Annotated in this window: 29 protein-coding genes; 7 read left to right on the forward strand and 22 right to left on the reverse strand. The window is 64.9% G+C overall.

The genetic code is table 11. The annotated features are described in order from the left end of the window. Positions 1–92: 92 nt before the first annotated feature. The 22 genes from ACSFBF_RS06925 to ACSFBF_RS07030 form a co-directional block, all read right to left on the reverse strand. Positions 93–398: a hypothetical protein gene (locus ACSFBF_RS06925; RefSeq protein ID WP_435465574.1), complete on the reverse strand. Its 306-nt coding sequence runs from the start codon at positions 396–398 to the stop codon at positions 93–95. Then, positions 395–2641 carry a portal protein gene (locus tag ACSFBF_RS06930; RefSeq protein WP_435465575.1) on the reverse strand — a complete coding sequence of 749 codons (2247 nt, stop codon included), beginning with the start codon at positions 2639–2641 and terminating at the stop codon, positions 395–397. The genes ACSFBF_RS06925 and ACSFBF_RS06930 overlap by 4 nt, the downstream gene beginning before the upstream one ends. 3 nt (positions 2642–2644) lie before the next feature. After that, a complete protein-coding gene (locus tag ACSFBF_RS06935) occupies positions 2645–2992 on the reverse strand; it encodes a hypothetical protein (RefSeq protein WP_435465576.1) in 348 nt (115 codons plus the stop codon). Between the two features lie 18 nt (positions 2993–3010). Then, positions 3011–4465 carry a terminase large subunit domain-containing protein gene (locus ACSFBF_RS06940; RefSeq protein WP_435465577.1) on the reverse strand — a complete coding sequence of 485 codons (1455 nt, stop codon included), beginning with the start codon at positions 4463–4465 and terminating at the stop codon, positions 3011–3013. Then, complete coding sequence (locus tag ACSFBF_RS06945) at positions 4462–4929, reverse strand: terminase small subunit-like protein (protein WP_435465578.1); 468 nt, start codon at positions 4927–4929, stop codon at positions 4462–4464. Before ACSFBF_RS06945 ends, ACSFBF_RS06940 begins: the two co-directional genes overlap by 4 nt. Before the next feature lie 302 nt (positions 4930–5231). Further along, positions 5232–5732 carry a hypothetical protein gene (locus ACSFBF_RS06950; RefSeq protein ID WP_435465579.1) on the reverse strand — a complete coding sequence of 167 codons (501 nt, stop codon included), beginning with the start codon at positions 5730–5732 and terminating at the stop codon, positions 5232–5234. Between the two features lie 5 nt (positions 5733–5737). After that, on the reverse strand, positions 5738–5887 hold the full coding sequence (locus tag ACSFBF_RS06955) for a hypothetical protein (protein ID WP_435465580.1): 150 nt from the start codon (positions 5885–5887) through the stop codon (positions 5738–5740). Beyond that, positions 5884–6354 carry a hypothetical protein gene (locus tag ACSFBF_RS06960; RefSeq protein WP_435465581.1) on the reverse strand — a complete coding sequence of 157 codons (471 nt, stop codon included), beginning with the start codon at positions 6352–6354 and terminating at the stop codon, positions 5884–5886. Before ACSFBF_RS06960 ends, ACSFBF_RS06955 begins: the two co-directional genes overlap by 4 nt. Continuing rightward, complete coding sequence (locus ACSFBF_RS06965; protein WP_435465582.1) at positions 6351–6572, reverse strand: hypothetical protein; 222 nt, start codon at positions 6570–6572, stop codon at positions 6351–6353. The genes ACSFBF_RS06960 and ACSFBF_RS06965 overlap by 4 nt, the downstream gene beginning before the upstream one ends. Further along, positions 6569–6868, reverse strand: coding sequence for an NUMOD1 domain-containing DNA-binding protein (locus ACSFBF_RS06970; protein ID WP_435465583.1), 300 nt, complete (start codon positions 6866–6868; stop codon positions 6569–6571). The genes ACSFBF_RS06965 and ACSFBF_RS06970 overlap by 4 nt, the downstream gene beginning before the upstream one ends. Continuing rightward, positions 6865–7086: a hypothetical protein gene (locus tag ACSFBF_RS06975; RefSeq protein ID WP_435465584.1), complete on the reverse strand. Its 222-nt coding sequence runs from the start codon at positions 7084–7086 to the stop codon at positions 6865–6867. Before ACSFBF_RS06975 ends, ACSFBF_RS06970 begins: the two co-directional genes overlap by 4 nt. Then, positions 7083–7271, reverse strand: coding sequence for a hypothetical protein (locus ACSFBF_RS06980; RefSeq protein WP_435465585.1), 189 nt, complete (start codon positions 7269–7271; stop codon positions 7083–7085). Before ACSFBF_RS06980 ends, ACSFBF_RS06975 begins: the two co-directional genes overlap by 4 nt. Next, positions 7268–7735 (reverse strand): RusA family crossover junction endodeoxyribonuclease, encoded by a 468-nt coding sequence (locus ACSFBF_RS06985; RefSeq protein ID WP_435465586.1) that lies wholly within the window; start codon positions 7733–7735, stop codon positions 7268–7270. Before ACSFBF_RS06985 ends, ACSFBF_RS06980 begins: the two co-directional genes overlap by 4 nt. Continuing rightward, positions 7732–8004, reverse strand: a complete 273-nt coding sequence (locus tag ACSFBF_RS06990) for a hypothetical protein (protein ID WP_435465587.1) — start codon at positions 8002–8004, stop codon at positions 7732–7734. The genes ACSFBF_RS06985 and ACSFBF_RS06990 overlap by 4 nt, the downstream gene beginning before the upstream one ends. Next, positions 8001–8201, reverse strand: coding sequence for a hypothetical protein (locus ACSFBF_RS06995; RefSeq protein ID WP_435465588.1), 201 nt, complete (start codon positions 8199–8201; stop codon positions 8001–8003). Before ACSFBF_RS06995 ends, ACSFBF_RS06990 begins: the two co-directional genes overlap by 4 nt. Next, entirely contained in the window at positions 8198–8692 is a 495-nt protein-coding gene (locus ACSFBF_RS07000; RefSeq protein ID WP_435465589.1) for a hypothetical protein, read from the reverse strand. Before ACSFBF_RS07000 ends, ACSFBF_RS06995 begins: the two co-directional genes overlap by 4 nt. Further along, entirely contained in the window at positions 8667–9656 is a 990-nt protein-coding gene (locus tag ACSFBF_RS07005; RefSeq protein WP_435465590.1) for a DUF1376 domain-containing protein, read from the reverse strand. The genes ACSFBF_RS07000 and ACSFBF_RS07005 overlap by 26 nt, the downstream gene beginning before the upstream one ends. Before the next feature lie 8 nt (positions 9657–9664). Further along, entirely contained in the window at positions 9665–9952 is a 288-nt protein-coding gene (locus ACSFBF_RS07010; protein WP_435465591.1) for a hypothetical protein, read from the reverse strand. Next, positions 9949–10629 carry an HNH endonuclease signature motif containing protein gene (locus tag ACSFBF_RS07015; RefSeq protein ID WP_435465592.1) on the reverse strand — a complete coding sequence of 227 codons (681 nt, stop codon included), beginning with the start codon at positions 10627–10629 and terminating at the stop codon, positions 9949–9951. The genes ACSFBF_RS07010 and ACSFBF_RS07015 overlap by 4 nt, the downstream gene beginning before the upstream one ends. Further along, positions 10626–11015, reverse strand: coding sequence for a hypothetical protein (locus ACSFBF_RS07020; protein WP_435465593.1), 390 nt, complete (start codon positions 11013–11015; stop codon positions 10626–10628). Before ACSFBF_RS07020 ends, ACSFBF_RS07015 begins: the two co-directional genes overlap by 4 nt. Beyond that, the gene (locus tag ACSFBF_RS07025; protein ID WP_435465594.1) at positions 11012–11179 is read right to left on the reverse strand and encodes a hypothetical protein; all 168 of its coding nucleotides are present in this window, start codon (positions 11177–11179) and stop codon (positions 11012–11014) included. The genes ACSFBF_RS07020 and ACSFBF_RS07025 overlap by 4 nt, the downstream gene beginning before the upstream one ends. Then, positions 11180–11389 carry a Cro/CI family transcriptional regulator gene (locus ACSFBF_RS07030; protein ID WP_435465595.1) on the reverse strand — a complete coding sequence of 70 codons (210 nt, stop codon included), beginning with the start codon at positions 11387–11389 and terminating at the stop codon, positions 11180–11182. A 71-nt stretch (positions 11390–11460) separates the two neighbouring features. Between ACSFBF_RS07030 and ACSFBF_RS07035 the strand changes: the two genes are divergently transcribed. From ACSFBF_RS07035 to ACSFBF_RS07065, 7 genes are all read left to right on the forward strand, one after another. After that, positions 11461–11919, forward strand: coding sequence for a hypothetical protein (locus ACSFBF_RS07035; protein WP_435465596.1), 459 nt, complete (start codon positions 11461–11463; stop codon positions 11917–11919). A gap of 136 nt (positions 11920–12055) precedes the next feature. Then, entirely contained in the window at positions 12056–12334 is a 279-nt protein-coding gene (locus ACSFBF_RS07040) for a hypothetical protein (RefSeq protein ID WP_435465597.1), read from the forward strand. Continuing rightward, positions 12325–12555 (forward strand): hypothetical protein, encoded by a 231-nt coding sequence (locus tag ACSFBF_RS07045; RefSeq protein ID WP_435465598.1) that lies wholly within the window; start codon positions 12325–12327, stop codon positions 12553–12555. The genes ACSFBF_RS07040 and ACSFBF_RS07045 overlap by 10 nt, the downstream gene beginning before the upstream one ends. A gap of 146 nt (positions 12556–12701) precedes the next feature. Beyond that, positions 12702–13334, forward strand: coding sequence for an Lcl C-terminal domain-containing protein (locus tag ACSFBF_RS07050; protein ID WP_435465599.1), 633 nt, complete (start codon positions 12702–12704; stop codon positions 13332–13334). Continuing rightward, on the forward strand, positions 13331–14032 hold the full coding sequence (locus tag ACSFBF_RS07055; RefSeq protein ID WP_435465600.1) for an SGNH/GDSL hydrolase family protein: 702 nt from the start codon (positions 13331–13333) through the stop codon (positions 14030–14032). Before ACSFBF_RS07050 ends, ACSFBF_RS07055 begins: the two co-directional genes overlap by 4 nt. Then, positions 14029–14265 (forward strand): hypothetical protein, encoded by a 237-nt coding sequence (locus ACSFBF_RS07060; protein WP_435465601.1) that lies wholly within the window; start codon positions 14029–14031, stop codon positions 14263–14265. The genes ACSFBF_RS07055 and ACSFBF_RS07060 overlap by 4 nt, the downstream gene beginning before the upstream one ends. Further along, on the forward strand, positions 14262–14468 hold the full coding sequence (locus ACSFBF_RS07065) for a hypothetical protein (protein ID WP_435465602.1): 207 nt from the start codon (positions 14262–14264) through the stop codon (positions 14466–14468). Before ACSFBF_RS07060 ends, ACSFBF_RS07065 begins: the two co-directional genes overlap by 4 nt. The last annotated feature ends 100 nt before the right edge of the window (positions 14469–14568 follow it).

Raw genomic sequence — 14568 nt, forward strand, 5'->3', positions numbered from 1 at the left:
GTGATGTGCTTTCAGTCAAGACCACCCCCACGAGACACCAGGGGGTAGACACGGGACGCATCGCTGCGGAGCCCAAAGAGGCTGGTGTGGGCCTATGAAATCTTGCGTAGTGCGCGTTTCATGCGCGACTCGTTGCGTGCGGTGTCGATGTCGATCTGGGCGCTTGCCATCTTCCCGGCCTCCAACATGCCGCGCAGCGTCTCAGCCACCTTGTCGGTGAGCCGCGCGGCCTGGGCCAGCAGCAGCAGGCCCTCGCGGTCGCGGATGGGACATGCCTTGATGCGCTCGACGGCATCCTCGGCCATCAGGCGCAGCGCTTCGTTGAATGCTGGGCTTTCCAGCACGCGGCGGGCGTCTTCGCCCATGTCGGAGATCTGCTGGTTGTTGGGCGTGGTCATTGCGTCACCTCGGTGGCGATTTCGTTGGTGGCCGCAGCCGTTGCCGGGTCGGAAACCTTGTCCTTCGACATGACAGTGGCCACTTGGATCTTGGTGGCGGCTGCGAGCTGAGCCTCATCCCAGCGGCGCGACTGCTCGCGCTGGTGGGACAGGTCTTCATACTGGGCGCGCATGGCGGCCAGATCAGCCTCGTTGCGAATCTTGAGCGCGTGCTGCTCGGCTTCGGCGCGCTGTCGGTTGTTGTCGACCTCGGCCTGCAACTGCATGCGCTGGCGCTCGAGCGCGGCCTGCTGATCAAGTTCCATCTGCTTCGATTGGGCCTGAGCCTGCAGCTTCACCATCTCGATCTGTTGCTGCGACTGAGCTTTGATCTGCGCAATCTGCAGCGCCGGATCTGGCGGTTGCTGCGGCCGGCCTGGCAGCGGTGCCTCGCCCGGGTCTTTCAGGAAGTCGCCCACATTCTTGAAGCCGCCCAGCGCGATCATCTTGGCCTGCGTGGTGTAGATCTGGTGCGGCGTGACCATCATCTCGCCCAGCGGGCTCTGCGCGAGGCCCATCTGCGTCTCGAAGACCTTGCCCAGCACCGCGAGCTGTTTGTCCTTGTCGCCGGTGCCAAGGCCGACATTCACGGTCATGTCATAGCCGTCGTTCCATTCGTTCGGATCAAGCTCGACGAACTCGCCGCGCAGCTTGAACGCCAGCGGCTGCATATCGCCCTCGGTCAGCAGACGCAGCACGCCCTTAAAGATCGGCTTCACCACCGTCTCGGCCAGGATGCGCGCAATCAGCTTGATGCGGGCCTTGGCCGCGTTGGCCGTCATCATGACTTCGGCAGCCGTGCGGTCGGGCCGCAGTGCGTTGGGGTCGAGGCCCTGTTGCTGCTTCGACACGCCGATGCGCTTCTCGCCCATCTGGTCGACGTACTCCAGCAGCGGGAACATCTGGTTGCCCGTGAAAGAGGTTGGCTCCATCGTGACGGCATTGAGCGACTTGATGCGGATATGACCACCTGGCCGCCCGTCGAGCAGGTCGTCGACATCGGCCTGCGGCGCACCCTGCTTGTCCACCAGCACCATCTTGCGCGGGTTGTTGGAGGCATAGGCGTTGTTCACCACGCCGCGCGTCAACTCAGTCTTGAGCATCTGCAGGTCGCTCATGATCTCGGCCACGCTCATACCGTCCCAGCGGTGCTGCACCAGCAGCGGCGAACCGGTCGATACCGGAACCTCGTCGCATTCCTCGTTGCTCAGGATCTTGTCGTTGAGCCGGTAGATCTCGCGGCGCTCGGCAATGCCGTCGTCGTCGTAGTCGACCAGAACCCATTCGATGCGCAGATAGCCGCGCGTCAGGCTCTCGTCGTCGACGGACACCTCGTTGATGGGGTCGTTGAGTTCGTTGGTGAGGCCGCGGCGGCTGCGGCGCTGCTCGATGGATTCGCCGACACCTGGCTGCGTGCTGGCGGCCAGCTCTTCGGCTTCCACGTCGTCGAACCCCATTTGCTTGAGGTCGGAGAGCGTCACTTCGAGGTTGCGCGCCACGTAGGGGCAATCCGCGAGCATCGGGCTGGTCCAATCGCGTTGGATCAGCAGGTTGTCGGGCTCGAAGGCATCGATCTTGATCACGCGGCGCTCGGTGGGCACCGACACGAGGGCGTTGATCAAGGTCTGCATGATCGGCTGGCCGTCTGCATCGAGCACAGGCATGCCCATCTGGTCGACCAGCGGCTGCGGCTCGGTCTCCTCGGCCGCCGCGATCTTGGCGCCGCGTTCCTTTTGGAGGTACGCGATCATCTCGGCGGTGGCGCCGTTCACGCGCTCCTTGCGATTGGTGCGCAGCGTCTCTTTGCGCCAGTGCACCGCGCAGTTCTTGAACATCAGCGCGTCCTTGAACGCGGTGTAGAGCGTTAGGAAGCCGTTGTTCTGCTTATAGAAAACATAGTTGGCAGCATCGGTGGCCTGCTCGGCGCCCTTCGAGTCTGCGGCCTGCGTGGGCTCGAAGATCACGGCGTCGTCGCTGCTCAGGAACATGTCTATGAGGTCCGGCAGGATCCACTCGACGGTGTCCTGCACCTCCGACGTGACGATGGATGACCAGCCATCCTCCTCGTTGCCGTAGGGCTGGCGGTAGTACTCCTTGGCCGCCACGCGCCGTTCTTGCGCGAGCGTGCCCCAGACGAACTGGGCGGAGTTCTCCTCCAGCTCCTGCAGCATGCTCAGGAGGGTGGTGTCTTCCATCTTCGCCATGGCTTAGCGCTTGCGCGAGCTGGTCGGTGCGGGCGCGGCAATGGGAGCCGGGGCGGCTGCGGGCTCGATCTGCTCGGCGATGGTTTCGAGCTCGGCGGGCGTGGGCTCAACCGGCTGCGGCTCGGGCGAGGATTCCACTTGGTCGGCCGTTACGACATTCGAGGTCTGCGGGACCGGGGCGGGCGCCGGCTCCTCGGCTGGCACACCAACGCGCTCTGCGGCTTCAGCTGCGATCTGCTTGGGCGACTTCTCGGGCCATGGCGGCGTGCCCACCACAGCCGAGCCGTCGGGATAGGTGTGGAGTTCGCTGCGCGCGATCTCGGTGGTGGTCGCTTCGGCGGTGTCGGTCATGGGTGCCTTTCTCGCTGGTCAGGCCAGCATTCGGTTGCTGCGGTAGGTGAGTGGTTTGGACGGCTGCGGCTTCGTGATCGCGTGCCGTTTCATCATGTCGGCGTAGCGCGTGGCGCTCATCAGGTCGTCGCCGAGCTTCACGATCTTTCCGTCCTTGCGGTGGTACATGCGGAACTCTTCGAACCAGTCGTTCAGGTGGTCGAAGACCTTGAATCGGCCCGACTGCATGCGGTCGAGCAGCTCAAGCACCCCGGCCTCGACACCGTTGCCGCCGGTGCCCTCTTCCTCGCCATCCGCCGGCGGATGGGTGGCCTTGTCCTTGAGCATGCTCAGGCCCTGCGCCTCGTACTGATCGCGCAGCGCCTGGCCGGAGCCCTTGTCGTGCTGCAGTCCGTCATGCGGCCACGCCCACGGCAGCCAGTCGCCCCATGGCTTCAGCGTCGCCGCGAACATCAGCGGGGTCTGCTCCTTCTGCCGATGCGCCTTTGTGACGTACACGATGTCAGCGTCTCGGTCCCAGGCCACGTTGACCGCGGCGCTCGGGTGATCCCAGCCGAAATCCAGTCCGCCGATCTGCGCCCAATGCCGCGGGATCTCGAAGGCTGGAACCTTGATCAGCGCTTCGTCGATCGGGAAGATACGCCCGCTTCCCAGCGTGGGCACACCATTGACGCGGGCCTCGCGCTCGTGTGCTGGGTAGCTGGCGATGATCGCGGCGCGCTGCTCTGGCGTGTAGTGCAGCGCGTCATGGATCGTCATCGTGGTGACATGCGTGCCGGGCGGCTTGTCGATCAGGAATCGCTTCACGGTGTCGGTCATGCCCATCAGGGGTGTGAAGGTCATGTAGACGATGCCGTTCGTGGCGTTCGTCCGGGTCAGCGACTCGGTGTAAATGTCGAGAGCCGGTTCCTCGTCCAGCCACACGAAATCGAGGGTGGCGGCCTGGAACTTCGCGCGGCCCTGCTCGTAGCTCTTGATCCCCAGCACCGACTCACCGGCCTGCACGTCGCCGCCGCCGCCGTGGCGCACCACGATGGTCTCGATGGCGTCCTGCACACCGGAGCGCCGGTTGAAGTCCTTGATGGCGTCGCGCGGGATGGTGCCCGTGCCTACGTTCTCGATCTTTCCGCACAGCAGCAGTTGCAACGAGTCGCGCGTCACCTCGTTGGTCACGCCGGCCGCCCATCCGCTGACAGCGCGGTCCCAGGTGCGGCCCTCCCACCAGTCGGGATAGCGCCCGGTGAGATGCATGGCCGTCTCGAATGCCGCGCTCCACGTCTTGCCGAGCTGGTTGCCGGCCTTGAGCAGGCGCTCGCGGTAGGTCTTGCCGGCCGCGTGGAACTCCTGCTGCTTCGGGTACGACCGATAGGTGTTCAGCCGGTTGCCGAGCGCACGGCGGTGCATCTCTTCGAGCAGCGCCAGTTCCTCAAGCTGCAAAGCGCGCACCTGGCCGGGAGTGAGGGGCGCATTCACTGCGATGCCGTCCCGTCAACAGGTTGCGCTTGGGCTGCCAGGTCTGCGCGAATCTTCGCCGCGCGCCGAGCGATCTCCTCGTCGCTCAGGTTGATGATGGTCGTGTTCTGCTCGATCTCTAGCTTCTCGCCGTACTCGCGAGGATTGGCCTTCGATGCTCTCCAGCGGTAGTGGTGCGCCAGTTCGCGGGCCTTGGCGATGCCGTCCTTGCCGCGGGCTGACTTGATCGCGGCTTCGGCCAGGTCGTCGAACGCCTGCGCTGCTTCGATGCGCGCCTCTCGTACGCGCGCCTGGCGCTCAGAATCCAGCGACACCCAGCGGCTAAGCGAACCTCGCATGACGCCCAGCGAATTGCAGATCGCGGTCTGTGTCTCGCCGGCCACCAGCCTGTCGCACAGGGCCTCCAAGCCGAAGGCGTTGAGGATGGCTTCCGCCTCGCCGGGCTTGACCGTGACCTTACCCACGGCAAGACCCCTTGAAAGTTGTGTTCATGGTCGGGGCTCCCTTGGGCTTATCCGAAGTCGGCCCATCCGACTGACGCCGAAGCGCTGGGCCTGTGCGGTCAGCACTCGCGCCCATTGAGTGCGAATGGTGAGAATCCGGCGCGGTTTTCCCGCCGCGCCAGCACGCGAGGCTGATGCTGTTCGCCGGGGGTGAGTCGGAGGGGGAAACGAAAAAGCCGCCTCGGCGGGCGGCTTGGAAATGTGACAGGCAGGCTTCGCCCACCGGGGCGGAATGTAACCGAGATTGCTGCATAGCGTCAATCTCACGTCATCACCCCTTCGGCCTGCAGCTCGCGCAGCAGCATGTTGCGGGCTTCGAGCAGCAGCACGGTGAGCTCGTCGCCGGATGGCAGCCGGCCGGACGACCAGACGGCCGCCTCGCTGTGCAGGTTCATCGCCTGGATCTCCAGCGCAAGCCGCCACTTCCTCGGCGTGTTCGGCACGCGCTTGAGCGCAGCATCGACGCCGCGCATGCGCTCCTGCTCGGCGCGCTCGTCCTCGGCGCCGTTGCGCCAGTCCCAATGCGTTGGGGTGCTGTAGTCGCGGCAGGTCGAATCGCTGCCGCTGTAGCCGCGCGTGTGCGAGTAGCCGAGGGTCCACTCGTACCAGCATGCGAGCAGGCGATTAAGCTTGCCGTCGAGCGCTTCGATGCGAGCCTTCTCGCGCACAACATGCTGCGTGGGCTCGGCGCTGGCCTTGGTGCGCGCCGCACGGGCAGCAGCTCGGCGGGCGCGCCAGTCGTCGATGAGGGTCATGGTGCTCATAGGCTTCAAACTCGAATCTCGACCACTCGCAGCACCATCGTGCCGAGGTGGAGCACGTCGCCACACTTGACGGTGAACAGGTCGGCGGCCACGTCGAGGCCGATAGTGATCACGCGCCAGTTGCCGCGGCCTTTGGGACGGCAGAGCAGCGTCATGCATCCCACCATTCCACCTTCCGCATGCGCTTGGTCATGCCGTTCTCGAACATTAGGTGGGTGCCGTAGTCGTGGCAGACGAACCACTCTTTCCCGGGGTTGCCGTTGCGGTCGGTGGCCTCGGCCATGCCGTAGTTGGTGCGCTTGAAGTCGCACAGGAACAGCGGCAGCTTGTCGGGGAACTCCGCCGGCGCCGCGGGGCGCGTGCGCTCCATGACCAGCAACGTTCCATTCGGGCTGATCCACTTGCAGGCGGCGAACCAGCGGCTCGCCGGCGTGTCCTTGACGCGCTGCCAGGTCTCCCACTCGATGACGTTCTGGAACTGGCCCGCGCCCTCCTCCACCTTGACCACGCAATCAGGCGCGAGGCGGCAGCTGAAGACCTGGCGGCTCATGCCGTAGCCGAGACGCTCGTCGCAGAGCAGGTCAAAGGCTTGGCGGCCGGTGGCTGCGTTGAAGTCGCTCACGTCGCACCCCCGATTCGCTTCTCGCGCTCCACCAGCTGTTCGACCGTCGCCTTCGCGAACAGCCCGATGCGGCAGTGGTTCTCCGGCGTGGTGCTGAGCCCGGCGCGCAGCGCGGGATCGGTGCGCAGCGCGGGATCGGTGCGCGCATCGCATGTGCCATGGCCGTGCTGGCCGAGGGGCGCGGAGAGGTTCCAGTGCTTGCAGGTGCCGCAGTTCATCGCCTACTCCCAATCGGCGCATGCGGCTTGAACGTGAAGCCTCCGACGCTAGCCCGCTTGCCATTGACGCAGCGCGAGATAGCCGTGGCGCACAGGTTGAGGTCACGCGCGGCGGCTTGAATGCTGGGATAGACGCGGATCTCGGTTCCCGCCAAGTCGCATTGCGCGACCGTCTGGCACCAGCTGGAACTGAGTGGGCTGCTGAGCATGCCTCGTGTGCCACCCTTGTGACGCCGCACGCTGGTGTCCTCGATGTGGATGCCTGAAGGATTGTTCTTCCAGTCGAACACGCTCATGACTTCCTCCATTGCACCCATGCGCCGCGCACGTAGACCGCGCTGTACGCCAGCGATAGGGCGAGCAGACCCCAAGCGCTGGCCTGCACCGCGAAGACGATCCAGAACGGTTGGCCGCACAGGCCGACGAGCGGCGCGAACTTGCGGGCCCGCATGCTCTTGCCCATTGCCATCCACATCGCGGATAGACCAAAGAATGCGAGGGCAAGTTGGATCATGAGCGCACCGCCTTCGTGATTTCCTTGCTGCACACTGGGCATGCCAGGCTGTAGTAGTCGCCGTCGCGTTGATCGGAAACGTGTCGGGCTTCTTGCCGCGTGAACTCGACCACGGTGTGGCAGTAGCCGCATTCGGCTTGGATGGGCTGCAGGTCGGGCAACTTGCCCCGGCTGATGATCTTCATGCCACCGCTCCCAACAGGTCGCCCTGCACCACCGGCTGCGCGATCTGCTCGATGCGCAGCACCACGCGCGCGCCCTTGTCGTCGGGCTCCATGCGCTCGGCCATGTAGCTGCGCACCTGCTTGTCGTCGTTGAAGGCGATGGTGTTGAGCGCGTCGAGCAGCACCTTTTCGCAGTTGGTCAGGTCCATGCACTGCACCGTGTCGTCCCAGTTCGCACCGAACTTGCGCATACGCGCCTGCCAGTCCTGGGGCCGATGCGGGTAGAGCTGCACGGTCACGCGCAAGCGGCCGACCAGAGGTTCGCGAACGCCGGCGGCGCGGCACAGCCAGCCCACCTGCTCGATGTAGTTCTTCGCGTCTTCCGTGACGTAGACCATGGGCATCTGTCGGCCCTTGACGGTGATGATGCGCGAGGCCCAGTAACGATTGGCGCTGACCGGGTACGGGAGGGTCAGCGTGATCATGCGAGCCTCGCCATGTCGAAGACGCTCACCGGCTGCGTGCGGCGCGCCTGGCTCACGATGGCTTCGGCTGGAGCGCCGGCCAGCTGGTACTGCATCGGCCGCTTGCGGTTCACGCACGTCGCCTTTGCGGCCATACATAGCCGCGGCATGTACGTCGCGACGATGCCAACGGACACGCCGCTGGCCTGCGCGATCTGCACGGCAGTCATCGGAACGCCGCTCGTCATCGCGGCCAGGATCAGCTCGGAATGCGCGGGTTGGTAGGTCATGATGCCTCCGCGAAATGCGCGCGGGCGCGCGCGGGATCGGCAGCGGACGGCAGCACCGGCGGCGAGTGCCAGATGATCCCGTGCCGCATGCCGTGAAGGATCTCGGCGGCCGAAAGAGGCGTCTCATCGGGCTCGGCGTAGCGCAGCGAGCGCGGGGGCGACTTCCGGTTTTCCTCCCGGGTTTGAGGCGTGTTCATGGCTGGGCTTCCTCCGCTGTGAAGGTGGGTTCTCCAAGCGCATCGCGAGCCATCACGAGCGCCGTGAGGGTTGCCGGATGACTGCCGTTCGCATGGCGGTCGATGACGCTGCGCGCCCAATCTCGGCTTGGCCGGGCGAACAGCATTCCGGCCCGGATGTCGGCCGACAGCGCCTGCATCGCGTCGACCTCTTGCGCCGTGGGCCCGCGCACGTTCCCGTCGTACCGGATGGCCTGTACAGCGGCAGGCATCGAGTGGCACAGCCGCTTGAAGTCCATGACGGTCGGCGGCTTCTCGGGCAGGTGGTCGAGCCCGTAGCGGATGGCGGCCAGATTGCCGGCGAAGCCCATGAGCTCGATGGCCCAATCGGTCTTCACGGCAGACAGGTTGAGGTCGCGCCATCGGTCGAGGAACGGTGTGCCGTAGCGCAGCACGAGGGCCGAGAAAAGCCGGTCGATCACGTCGTCAGGCAGAGGTGGGGGGGAGCGCATCGAAGGCCTCCTGTGGTGGGGATTGATCGCGCCGGGCTGCGGCGTATGGGGCGGCCTGCTGCATGCGCTCGCGCTGTTCGCGGCGCCAGTCGGGCTCGGTTGCGGGTGGTCGGCCTGGCGGTGCGGCGGGGAGCGTTCCGACCTTGGCGGCATCGCGGCGCCGGCCTGCTGCGGTGCGCAGGGCGTAGACGAAACCTTTGCCGCCGTCGGCCGCAGTGGTTGCAGCGGACTTGAGTTCGGGCAGCGTGATGCCCTCGGCGAGCAGTGTGAGCAGTTCGGGATGAGCGGGGTTGGTGTCGGCAAGCCCGGCCTTTCGCATCGCCTTGCATGCCTCGCCCGCGGAAAGATCGGATTGAGCGCGCGCTATGTCTTCTGTCTTCTTACTGTCCCCTGTCCCCTGTCCCCTGTCCCCTGTCAAAGACATCTCACGGTCGTCTACATAGTGTCTACCGGTAGACACCTGAGCGTCTACAAATCCGTCTACGTATTGAGCGCATAGAGATGTCAGTTTTTCCAGCGATGCGCCGGCTGGAGGGGTCACGCCAGCGGCGCGCAAGAGGCCGGAAAGATGCTTGACCTTCTCGCGCCAGCGCTGCTGTCGCGTCTCCTTCGTCTCGCGCACTTCGCGGAAATCTTCGCGCCGACCCCAAGCTTCCAGCACGTACTCCGCGATCAGGGGGTGGTAGTAGCGGTCATCCGTGCACAGCACCCAACCTCGCATGGCCATCTCGCGCACCTTCTTCCAGGACTTCGCGGATGAGAGGTGGGCCAGTACGCGCTCGTCTTTCGGCAGGCTTCCGGCGGGTGCTTGGTTCCAGCTCTTTGCCCATAGCGCCACCGCAGCCTTGAACTCGTCGCCTGTGCTGATGCTGAACAGGTCGGAGTCGAGCAGGCGCTGGCAGTGCAGCGGCATGAAGGGCATGCCGCGCAGGTCGCAGTCTGGCGGGACCATCGGCTCTGTCATTCGAACCTTCAACCGGCGATGCGGTGGCGCGTGATGCTGCTGATGCCGTTGGGGAGGTTGCCGTCCTCGGCGGTGATCGTGCGGAACTCGGCGTCCGGCGGAACTTCCAGGAACGGTGTGTGTGTCTGGTTCGTCGCCTTCAGGTAGTCCACCTCGACCTTCGCCGTGTTCACGATCACATTCGCTACGTCGGCCACGGCGCGGGCCCGGTCGATGTCCATCGGGTTGTCCTTGTTGCGCAGGTCTGCGAGGGTGTCGAGGAGGTGCTGGCGCACCGTGCTGATGTGGTTGCTCATGGCTTTTCTTTCGTGATGCGGTTGATCTGCCGATTGATGGCGCCCTTCAGCTGCATGAGCTGGGTGACCTCTTTCGGGTAGCGGTTGTGCAGCGTGTTGCGCTTCATGAGCTCGGTGCGCGTCAAGAGCTCGAGTACGTCGAGAGTGATCAGCTCGAGCACGGTGGTGCGCCGCCCTGACTTGAAGACCACGACATACCCCTGCGGGATGGGACCGTGTTCGGCCTCCCAAACGAGACGGTGCTCAGCAGCCCAGCGGCGGGCCGGTACGAGCTTCTGGTCGTCGGTGACCTTGCGGTAGAGGTATCCGTCGCCGCTGACCTTGAGGGAGCCGATCGGCACGTAGTTGCTCGCCTCGTGAGCTGCGCGCCCGGGCTTGAACTGGGTTTCAGCAGAGCGGCCGCCGGCCTGGTAGTGCAGGCCCTTGTTCCACGATGATTGACCGGGCTTGAACTGGGTTGCCTGCATGGCAGGCGTTCGCCGGCTCGCGCTGACGCGGCATGCATCGTCCGAGGCGAGGTAGCGCTCGGTCTTCGAGAGCCCGAGCTGCTTGGCCTTTTGGTAGCACTGCCCGACAGAGCGGCCGACGGCTTGCGCGACCTTCGAGGTGTGGAAGTGCGGATAGAACTCGCGCAACAGCGAGATCTGCTCTTCGGTCCAGAACGTGCGGGGCTTCATGTTGTGGCGCCCCGCAACGCTTCCACCAACACGCGCTTGTCGTGACGCAGCTGTGCGACTTCTTCCTGGGCGATGCGCAGCTCGCGCTCGAGCTCGGTTTCGCGCCGGCGCAGGCTGGCCAGGTCGTAGCCGCGGGCCATGTTCATCCAGAGCAGCGGCGCGTCGTTGCCGCAGTAGTCCATGACGGCTTCGAACTTGGGCCAGATGACGCCCTCGGCGCCAGACTCCCAGCGCGACCACTGCGCCTTGTCCATCTTCAGGTCGGCCATGACCTCCTTGGGCTCCATGCTGGCCGCCTTCACGCAGAGCCCGATGGCTCCGCCCAATGTTTTCTCGCGCGTGATCTCCTGAATGGTCACGGCAGAGGGGAAACCGAGTTGGTTCACAACGGTCCTCGAATCAGTTGAGTGGTGTTGAGAGGCTCGCGAAGGCAAAACTTCGAGCCATGAAGACCGCACACACCGCCGCCCTGGAAGCCCTCGGCCCCCTGCTCTCCCAGCGTCGGCTGCGCGCCGACCTGGTGCTGGTCGTGGTGGTGGGTGACGGCCATCTAGGCCGCCTTGGGTTCGGGCTCGGCAGCCGGTTCGCCCAGCAATTCCGGCGGCAAGTGCTTGCGCGCCAGCGCCGCGAGAACGCGGTCTTCGATGCGCGGAGGGAGCTCATCCGGCCACTGAGTCACGGCAGAGGGGGAGATGCCAACTGCATTCGCGGCGGCCGTGACGGTGCCGCCGAGCAGTTCAATGGCTTGTGTTTTGAGCATGCCCAATCTTAGCACGCTTAGTGAATAGCGCACAAGCATGCTAAGTGAAACCCGGTTTCTAATCCTGCTTAATGAAAACGCTCGTCGAGCGCGTCCAAGAACTGATGGACGTGATGCATTGGGATGTGGAGAAGGTGGCTACCACGGCGGGGGTGAGCGCATCCGCCGTGTACCAATGGCTGGGCCACGGGACGAAGACGATCCACTCCATCGGAAAGATCGATGCCGCCATCTACTTGGAGCGCGCCTCCGGGTTCAGCGCACTGTGGCTTGCCAAGGGGCTGGGGCCGAAGATGGCCCGCGAAACACCAGTCGAGAATGCCCCCTTGAGCCTGGCAGATGCACTGGCATTGCTCGGGAAGGCCATCGAGCTGGCGCCTACCGTGGAAGGCAGACAAGGTGCAGTGTCGATGCTCAGCACCTACATCTCGAATCCGAGTGCAAACCTCGACCTTTTGCCCCTCATCGCGAAGCGCTTATCGGGGGAGTTGCCGCCGACGCAGGGGCTCGACAACCGCGAAGCTGCGTAGCGCCCAAGGAGACGGCACGAATTTATCAATTCGATCCTCGATTGTTTACGAACGTTTCCAAGTCAGGTACAGGTCAGACCCCTGCCCGTGGGGTCGGAATGTTGGTTTTTCTCAATTTGCAACACACGAGGCCCCAATGAGATTCACTCTTGCCGCTTCCCTCGCCCTCCTCCTCTGCGCCTGTGCGACGCCCACCACCGGGGTGGTGCCGCTGTCCGACGGCTTGAACAAGATCACGCACCAGGGAAGCGCCGGCTTCGTGCGCACCGAGCAGCTGAAGACGGCGGCAATCCAGGAAGCCGATGGCTACTGCGCGCGCGACCGCAAGCGTGTGCGTGTAATCGACGTGACGCAGCGCGAGGCGCGCCCATTGGGCGGCTGGCCTGAGGCAGAGGTGCTTTTCAAATGCGAGTGACCAGCGTAGTGCTATTGGCCGCGCTGGCCTTGTCCGGCTGCGATCGGTTCGACCCGAACGCACGCCCCCAATACGGGGAAACAGGGCTCCCAAAGAACTGCCGCGCCTACGTGCAGACCGTGATCGATGGCTACCGCAGTAGGCAATACACCGCCGACGAATCGTTTGCCGGGCTGGAGCGAAACTGCGGCATCAACGGCCACGCCTGGAAGCCTGATTAGCGTCCCGCGAGCGCATCGCTTATAGCCCGCCATGTGCGGGCATTTTTTCGACCAATAACTGAGCGCGCTAAGTGGTTTTTACTTAGCTTGCTTTGCTTTTCGTCTTAGCGCGCTTAGCATTCATCCACCTCAACACGGAGATGGACATGGAAGCAACCGAACAGCAAGCCCCCGCGGCACAGGTCAACGCGATCATCGCGACGCTGCGCCAAAGCGCATCCGACCTCGCCAACATCACCCGCGCAGCGGCCTCGGCCGGCGCCCCCATCCCGCCGGCCCCAGGCGAGTTCTGGCCCGAGCAGGGCGGCGTCTATGCAGGTGTCATGCGTGGCGCACCGGGCAAGGCCCCGTATCACTTGATCGTCCCGACCGATCCGCAGGCAGACATCAAAAATGTGGCGTGGGGCGGCTACGGCAAGGAAGAGCCCGGCGCGATCTGCGAATGGGATGGCCTTGCCAACACGCAGGCACTGATCGCCAGCAAGATTTCCCACCCGGCCGCTGAAGCCAGCGGCGGCTTGGTCATCGACGGGCACTCGGACTTCTACCTGCCGAGCCGCCGCGAGTTGGCCCTCTGCTACGCGACCGTCCCTGAGCTGTTCGACAAGAGCGAATGGCACCTCAGCAGCACGCAGGCTTCCAGCTACGACGCCTGGACTCAGTACTTCGACAACGGCTACCAGTACGACGGCCTCAAGAAGTTCGAAGGCCGCGCCCGCCTCGTTCGCAGATTGTTTCTTCAGTCCTTCGGTACTTCCATCGAAGGCGGTGCGGCATGAGCGCCATCATCCGCGTATTCAATCTCGCTGCACTGGCGGGCGCCGCCATGCTGGCCGCATGCGGCGGTGGAGGTGGCGGCGGTTCGAGCGGCGGCCTGCCCATGCTGGCAATGGCGCCCGTCGCAGGACCGACTGCGCCGGTAGCTGCACCTGCAGCGCCGACGCGCGACTGCAGCGTGACCCTCTACGGTGACTCGATCCTGAACGGCTCGACCTTCAAGGCAGGCCGAATCGCGGAGCCGCCAGCGGCAGCCATCCAGCGCATGCACCCGGCGTATCGCGTGGTCGACCGCTCCGTTGCCGGCGACAACGCGCAAATGCGCATGCCGGTGATGGTCAACGACGCGATCGACACGCACATCGTCGTGATCGAGCAGGGCATCAACGACGCCGGCAACAGCCTGCCCTACGAAGCGCCGCTGCGCGCCATGGTGCAGCGCGCGAAAGCGCTGAGCAAGCTGGTGGTGGTGACGGGCATCTCGCAGGCGGCCGTCGCGGTGGCGAACCGTGATGCCTACGACGCCATCGCGCGCCGTGTGGCTGCCGAAGAAGGCGTGACCTTCGCCGACTGGGGCGCGGTGCCAGTGGTGATCGCAGACATGGCCGACGACGTGCACCCAGCCCAGGCCCAGAGCACCCGCCTCGTCGAGAAGCTTGTGAAGGCGCTCGACCAGGTGGCGCCGGAGTGCAAGCCATGAGCCGCGCAATCTCCGGCCCCGTCATCCGCCGCGAGATGCCGCAGCACGTGCCCGACTGGGATCTCGTGCCGCTCGACCCCGCGAAGCAGAGCTTTTCCGGCCGCCTGCCGCCCGTCACTGAGGCCGAGCGTCTCGCAGCCGACCGCGCGCTGAACGCGAAGAAGCCCACTCCCGAATGGAGGGACGTGGAAGTCCACTTCGCGCTCGATCAGCAGAACCGAGGTGGCCTGTGAGCGCGACATTCACTCCAGTGCTCGACAGCATCGAGCGGGACGCGGAGCGCTTTCGCTACATCGCCGCGGCGCCCGAGGCCGGCATACAGCTGCTGCATCTGCTGGCCCAAGGCGAGAGCACCATCACATCGCTGCGCTTCATGATCGATCTGCTCATGGCTGCGAAGGCCAAGGCGATGCTGGCCACTGGAGTTGCATCGTGATGGCAGCCCTCCAAACCCTCTACGTGTGGCTGCTGGTGCTCGCGGTGTCGTTCGGCTTCGCATGGCTGATCGACCGCATGGTGTTCGGCATCGACGCACC

The organism is Variovorax nivicola (assembly GCF_051216475.1).
In the GTDB taxonomy this organism is placed as follows: Bacteria; Pseudomonadota; Gammaproteobacteria; order Burkholderiales; family Burkholderiaceae_C; genus Variovorax.

Bases quoted from the DNA above. Each gene is read 5' to 3' on its own strand.
- ACSFBF_RS06925 (WP_435465574.1), bottom strand. From the start codon at position 398: ATGACCACGCCCAACAACCAGCAGATCTCCGACATGGGCGAAGACGCC.
- ACSFBF_RS06930 (WP_435465575.1), bottom strand. From the start codon at position 2,641: ATGGCGAAGATGGAAGACACCACCCTCCTGAGCATGCTGCAGGAGCTG.
- ACSFBF_RS06935 (WP_435465576.1), bottom strand. From the start codon at position 2,992: ATGACCGACACCGCCGAAGCGACCACCACCGAGATCGCGCGCAGCGAA.
- ACSFBF_RS06950 (WP_435465579.1), bottom strand. From the start codon at position 5,732: ATGAGCACCATGACCCTCATCGACGACTGGCGCGCCCGCCGAGCTGCT.
- ACSFBF_RS06955 (WP_435465580.1), bottom strand. From the start codon at position 5,887: ATGACGCTGCTCTGCCGTCCCAAAGGCCGCGGCAACTGGCGCGTGATC.
- ACSFBF_RS06965 (WP_435465582.1), bottom strand. From the start codon at position 6,572: ATGAACTGCGGCACCTGCAAGCACTGGAACCTCTCCGCGCCCCTCGGC.
- ACSFBF_RS06970 (WP_435465583.1), bottom strand. From the start codon at position 6,868: ATGAGCGTGTTCGACTGGAAGAACAATCCTTCAGGCATCCACATCGAG.
- ACSFBF_RS06975 (WP_435465584.1), bottom strand. From the start codon at position 7,086: ATGATCCAACTTGCCCTCGCATTCTTTGGTCTATCCGCGATGTGGATG.
- ACSFBF_RS06980 (WP_435465585.1), bottom strand. From the start codon at position 7,271: ATGAAGATCATCAGCCGGGGCAAGTTGCCCGACCTGCAGCCCATCCAA.
- ACSFBF_RS06985 (WP_435465586.1), bottom strand. From the start codon at position 7,735: ATGATCACGCTGACCCTCCCGTACCCGGTCAGCGCCAATCGTTACTGG.
- ACSFBF_RS06990 (WP_435465587.1), bottom strand. From the start codon at position 8,004: ATGACCTACCAACCCGCGCATTCCGAGCTGATCCTGGCCGCGATGACG.
- ACSFBF_RS06995 (WP_435465588.1), bottom strand. From the start codon at position 8,201: ATGAACACGCCTCAAACCCGGGAGGAAAACCGGAAGTCGCCCCCGCGC.
- ACSFBF_RS07000 (WP_435465589.1), bottom strand. From the start codon at position 8,692: ATGCGCTCCCCCCCACCTCTGCCTGACGACGTGATCGACCGGCTTTTC.
- ACSFBF_RS07005 (WP_435465590.1), bottom strand. From the start codon at position 9,656: ATGACAGAGCCGATGGTCCCGCCAGACTGCGACCTGCGCGGCATGCCC.
- ACSFBF_RS07010 (WP_435465591.1), bottom strand. From the start codon at position 9,952: ATGAGCAACCACATCAGCACGGTGCGCCAGCACCTCCTCGACACCCTC.
- ACSFBF_RS07015 (WP_435465592.1), bottom strand. From the start codon at position 10,629: ATGAAGCCCCGCACGTTCTGGACCGAAGAGCAGATCTCGCTGTTGCGC.
- ACSFBF_RS07025 (WP_435465594.1), bottom strand. From the start codon at position 11,179: ATGGCCGTCACCCACCACCACGACCAGCACCAGGTCGGCGCGCAGCCG.
- ACSFBF_RS07030 (WP_435465595.1), bottom strand. From the start codon at position 11,389: ATGCTCAAAACACAAGCCATTGAACTGCTCGGCGGCACCGTCACGGCC.
- ACSFBF_RS07035 (WP_435465596.1), top strand. From the start codon at position 11,461: ATGAAAACGCTCGTCGAGCGCGTCCAAGAACTGATGGACGTGATGCAT.
- ACSFBF_RS07040 (WP_435465597.1), top strand. From the start codon at position 12,056: ATGAGATTCACTCTTGCCGCTTCCCTCGCCCTCCTCCTCTGCGCCTGT.
- ACSFBF_RS07045 (WP_435465598.1), top strand. From the start codon at position 12,325: ATGCGAGTGACCAGCGTAGTGCTATTGGCCGCGCTGGCCTTGTCCGGC.
- ACSFBF_RS07050 (WP_435465599.1), top strand. From the start codon at position 12,702: ATGGAAGCAACCGAACAGCAAGCCCCCGCGGCACAGGTCAACGCGATC.
- ACSFBF_RS07055 (WP_435465600.1), top strand. From the start codon at position 13,331: ATGAGCGCCATCATCCGCGTATTCAATCTCGCTGCACTGGCGGGCGCC.
- ACSFBF_RS07060 (WP_435465601.1), top strand. From the start codon at position 14,029: ATGAGCCGCGCAATCTCCGGCCCCGTCATCCGCCGCGAGATGCCGCAG.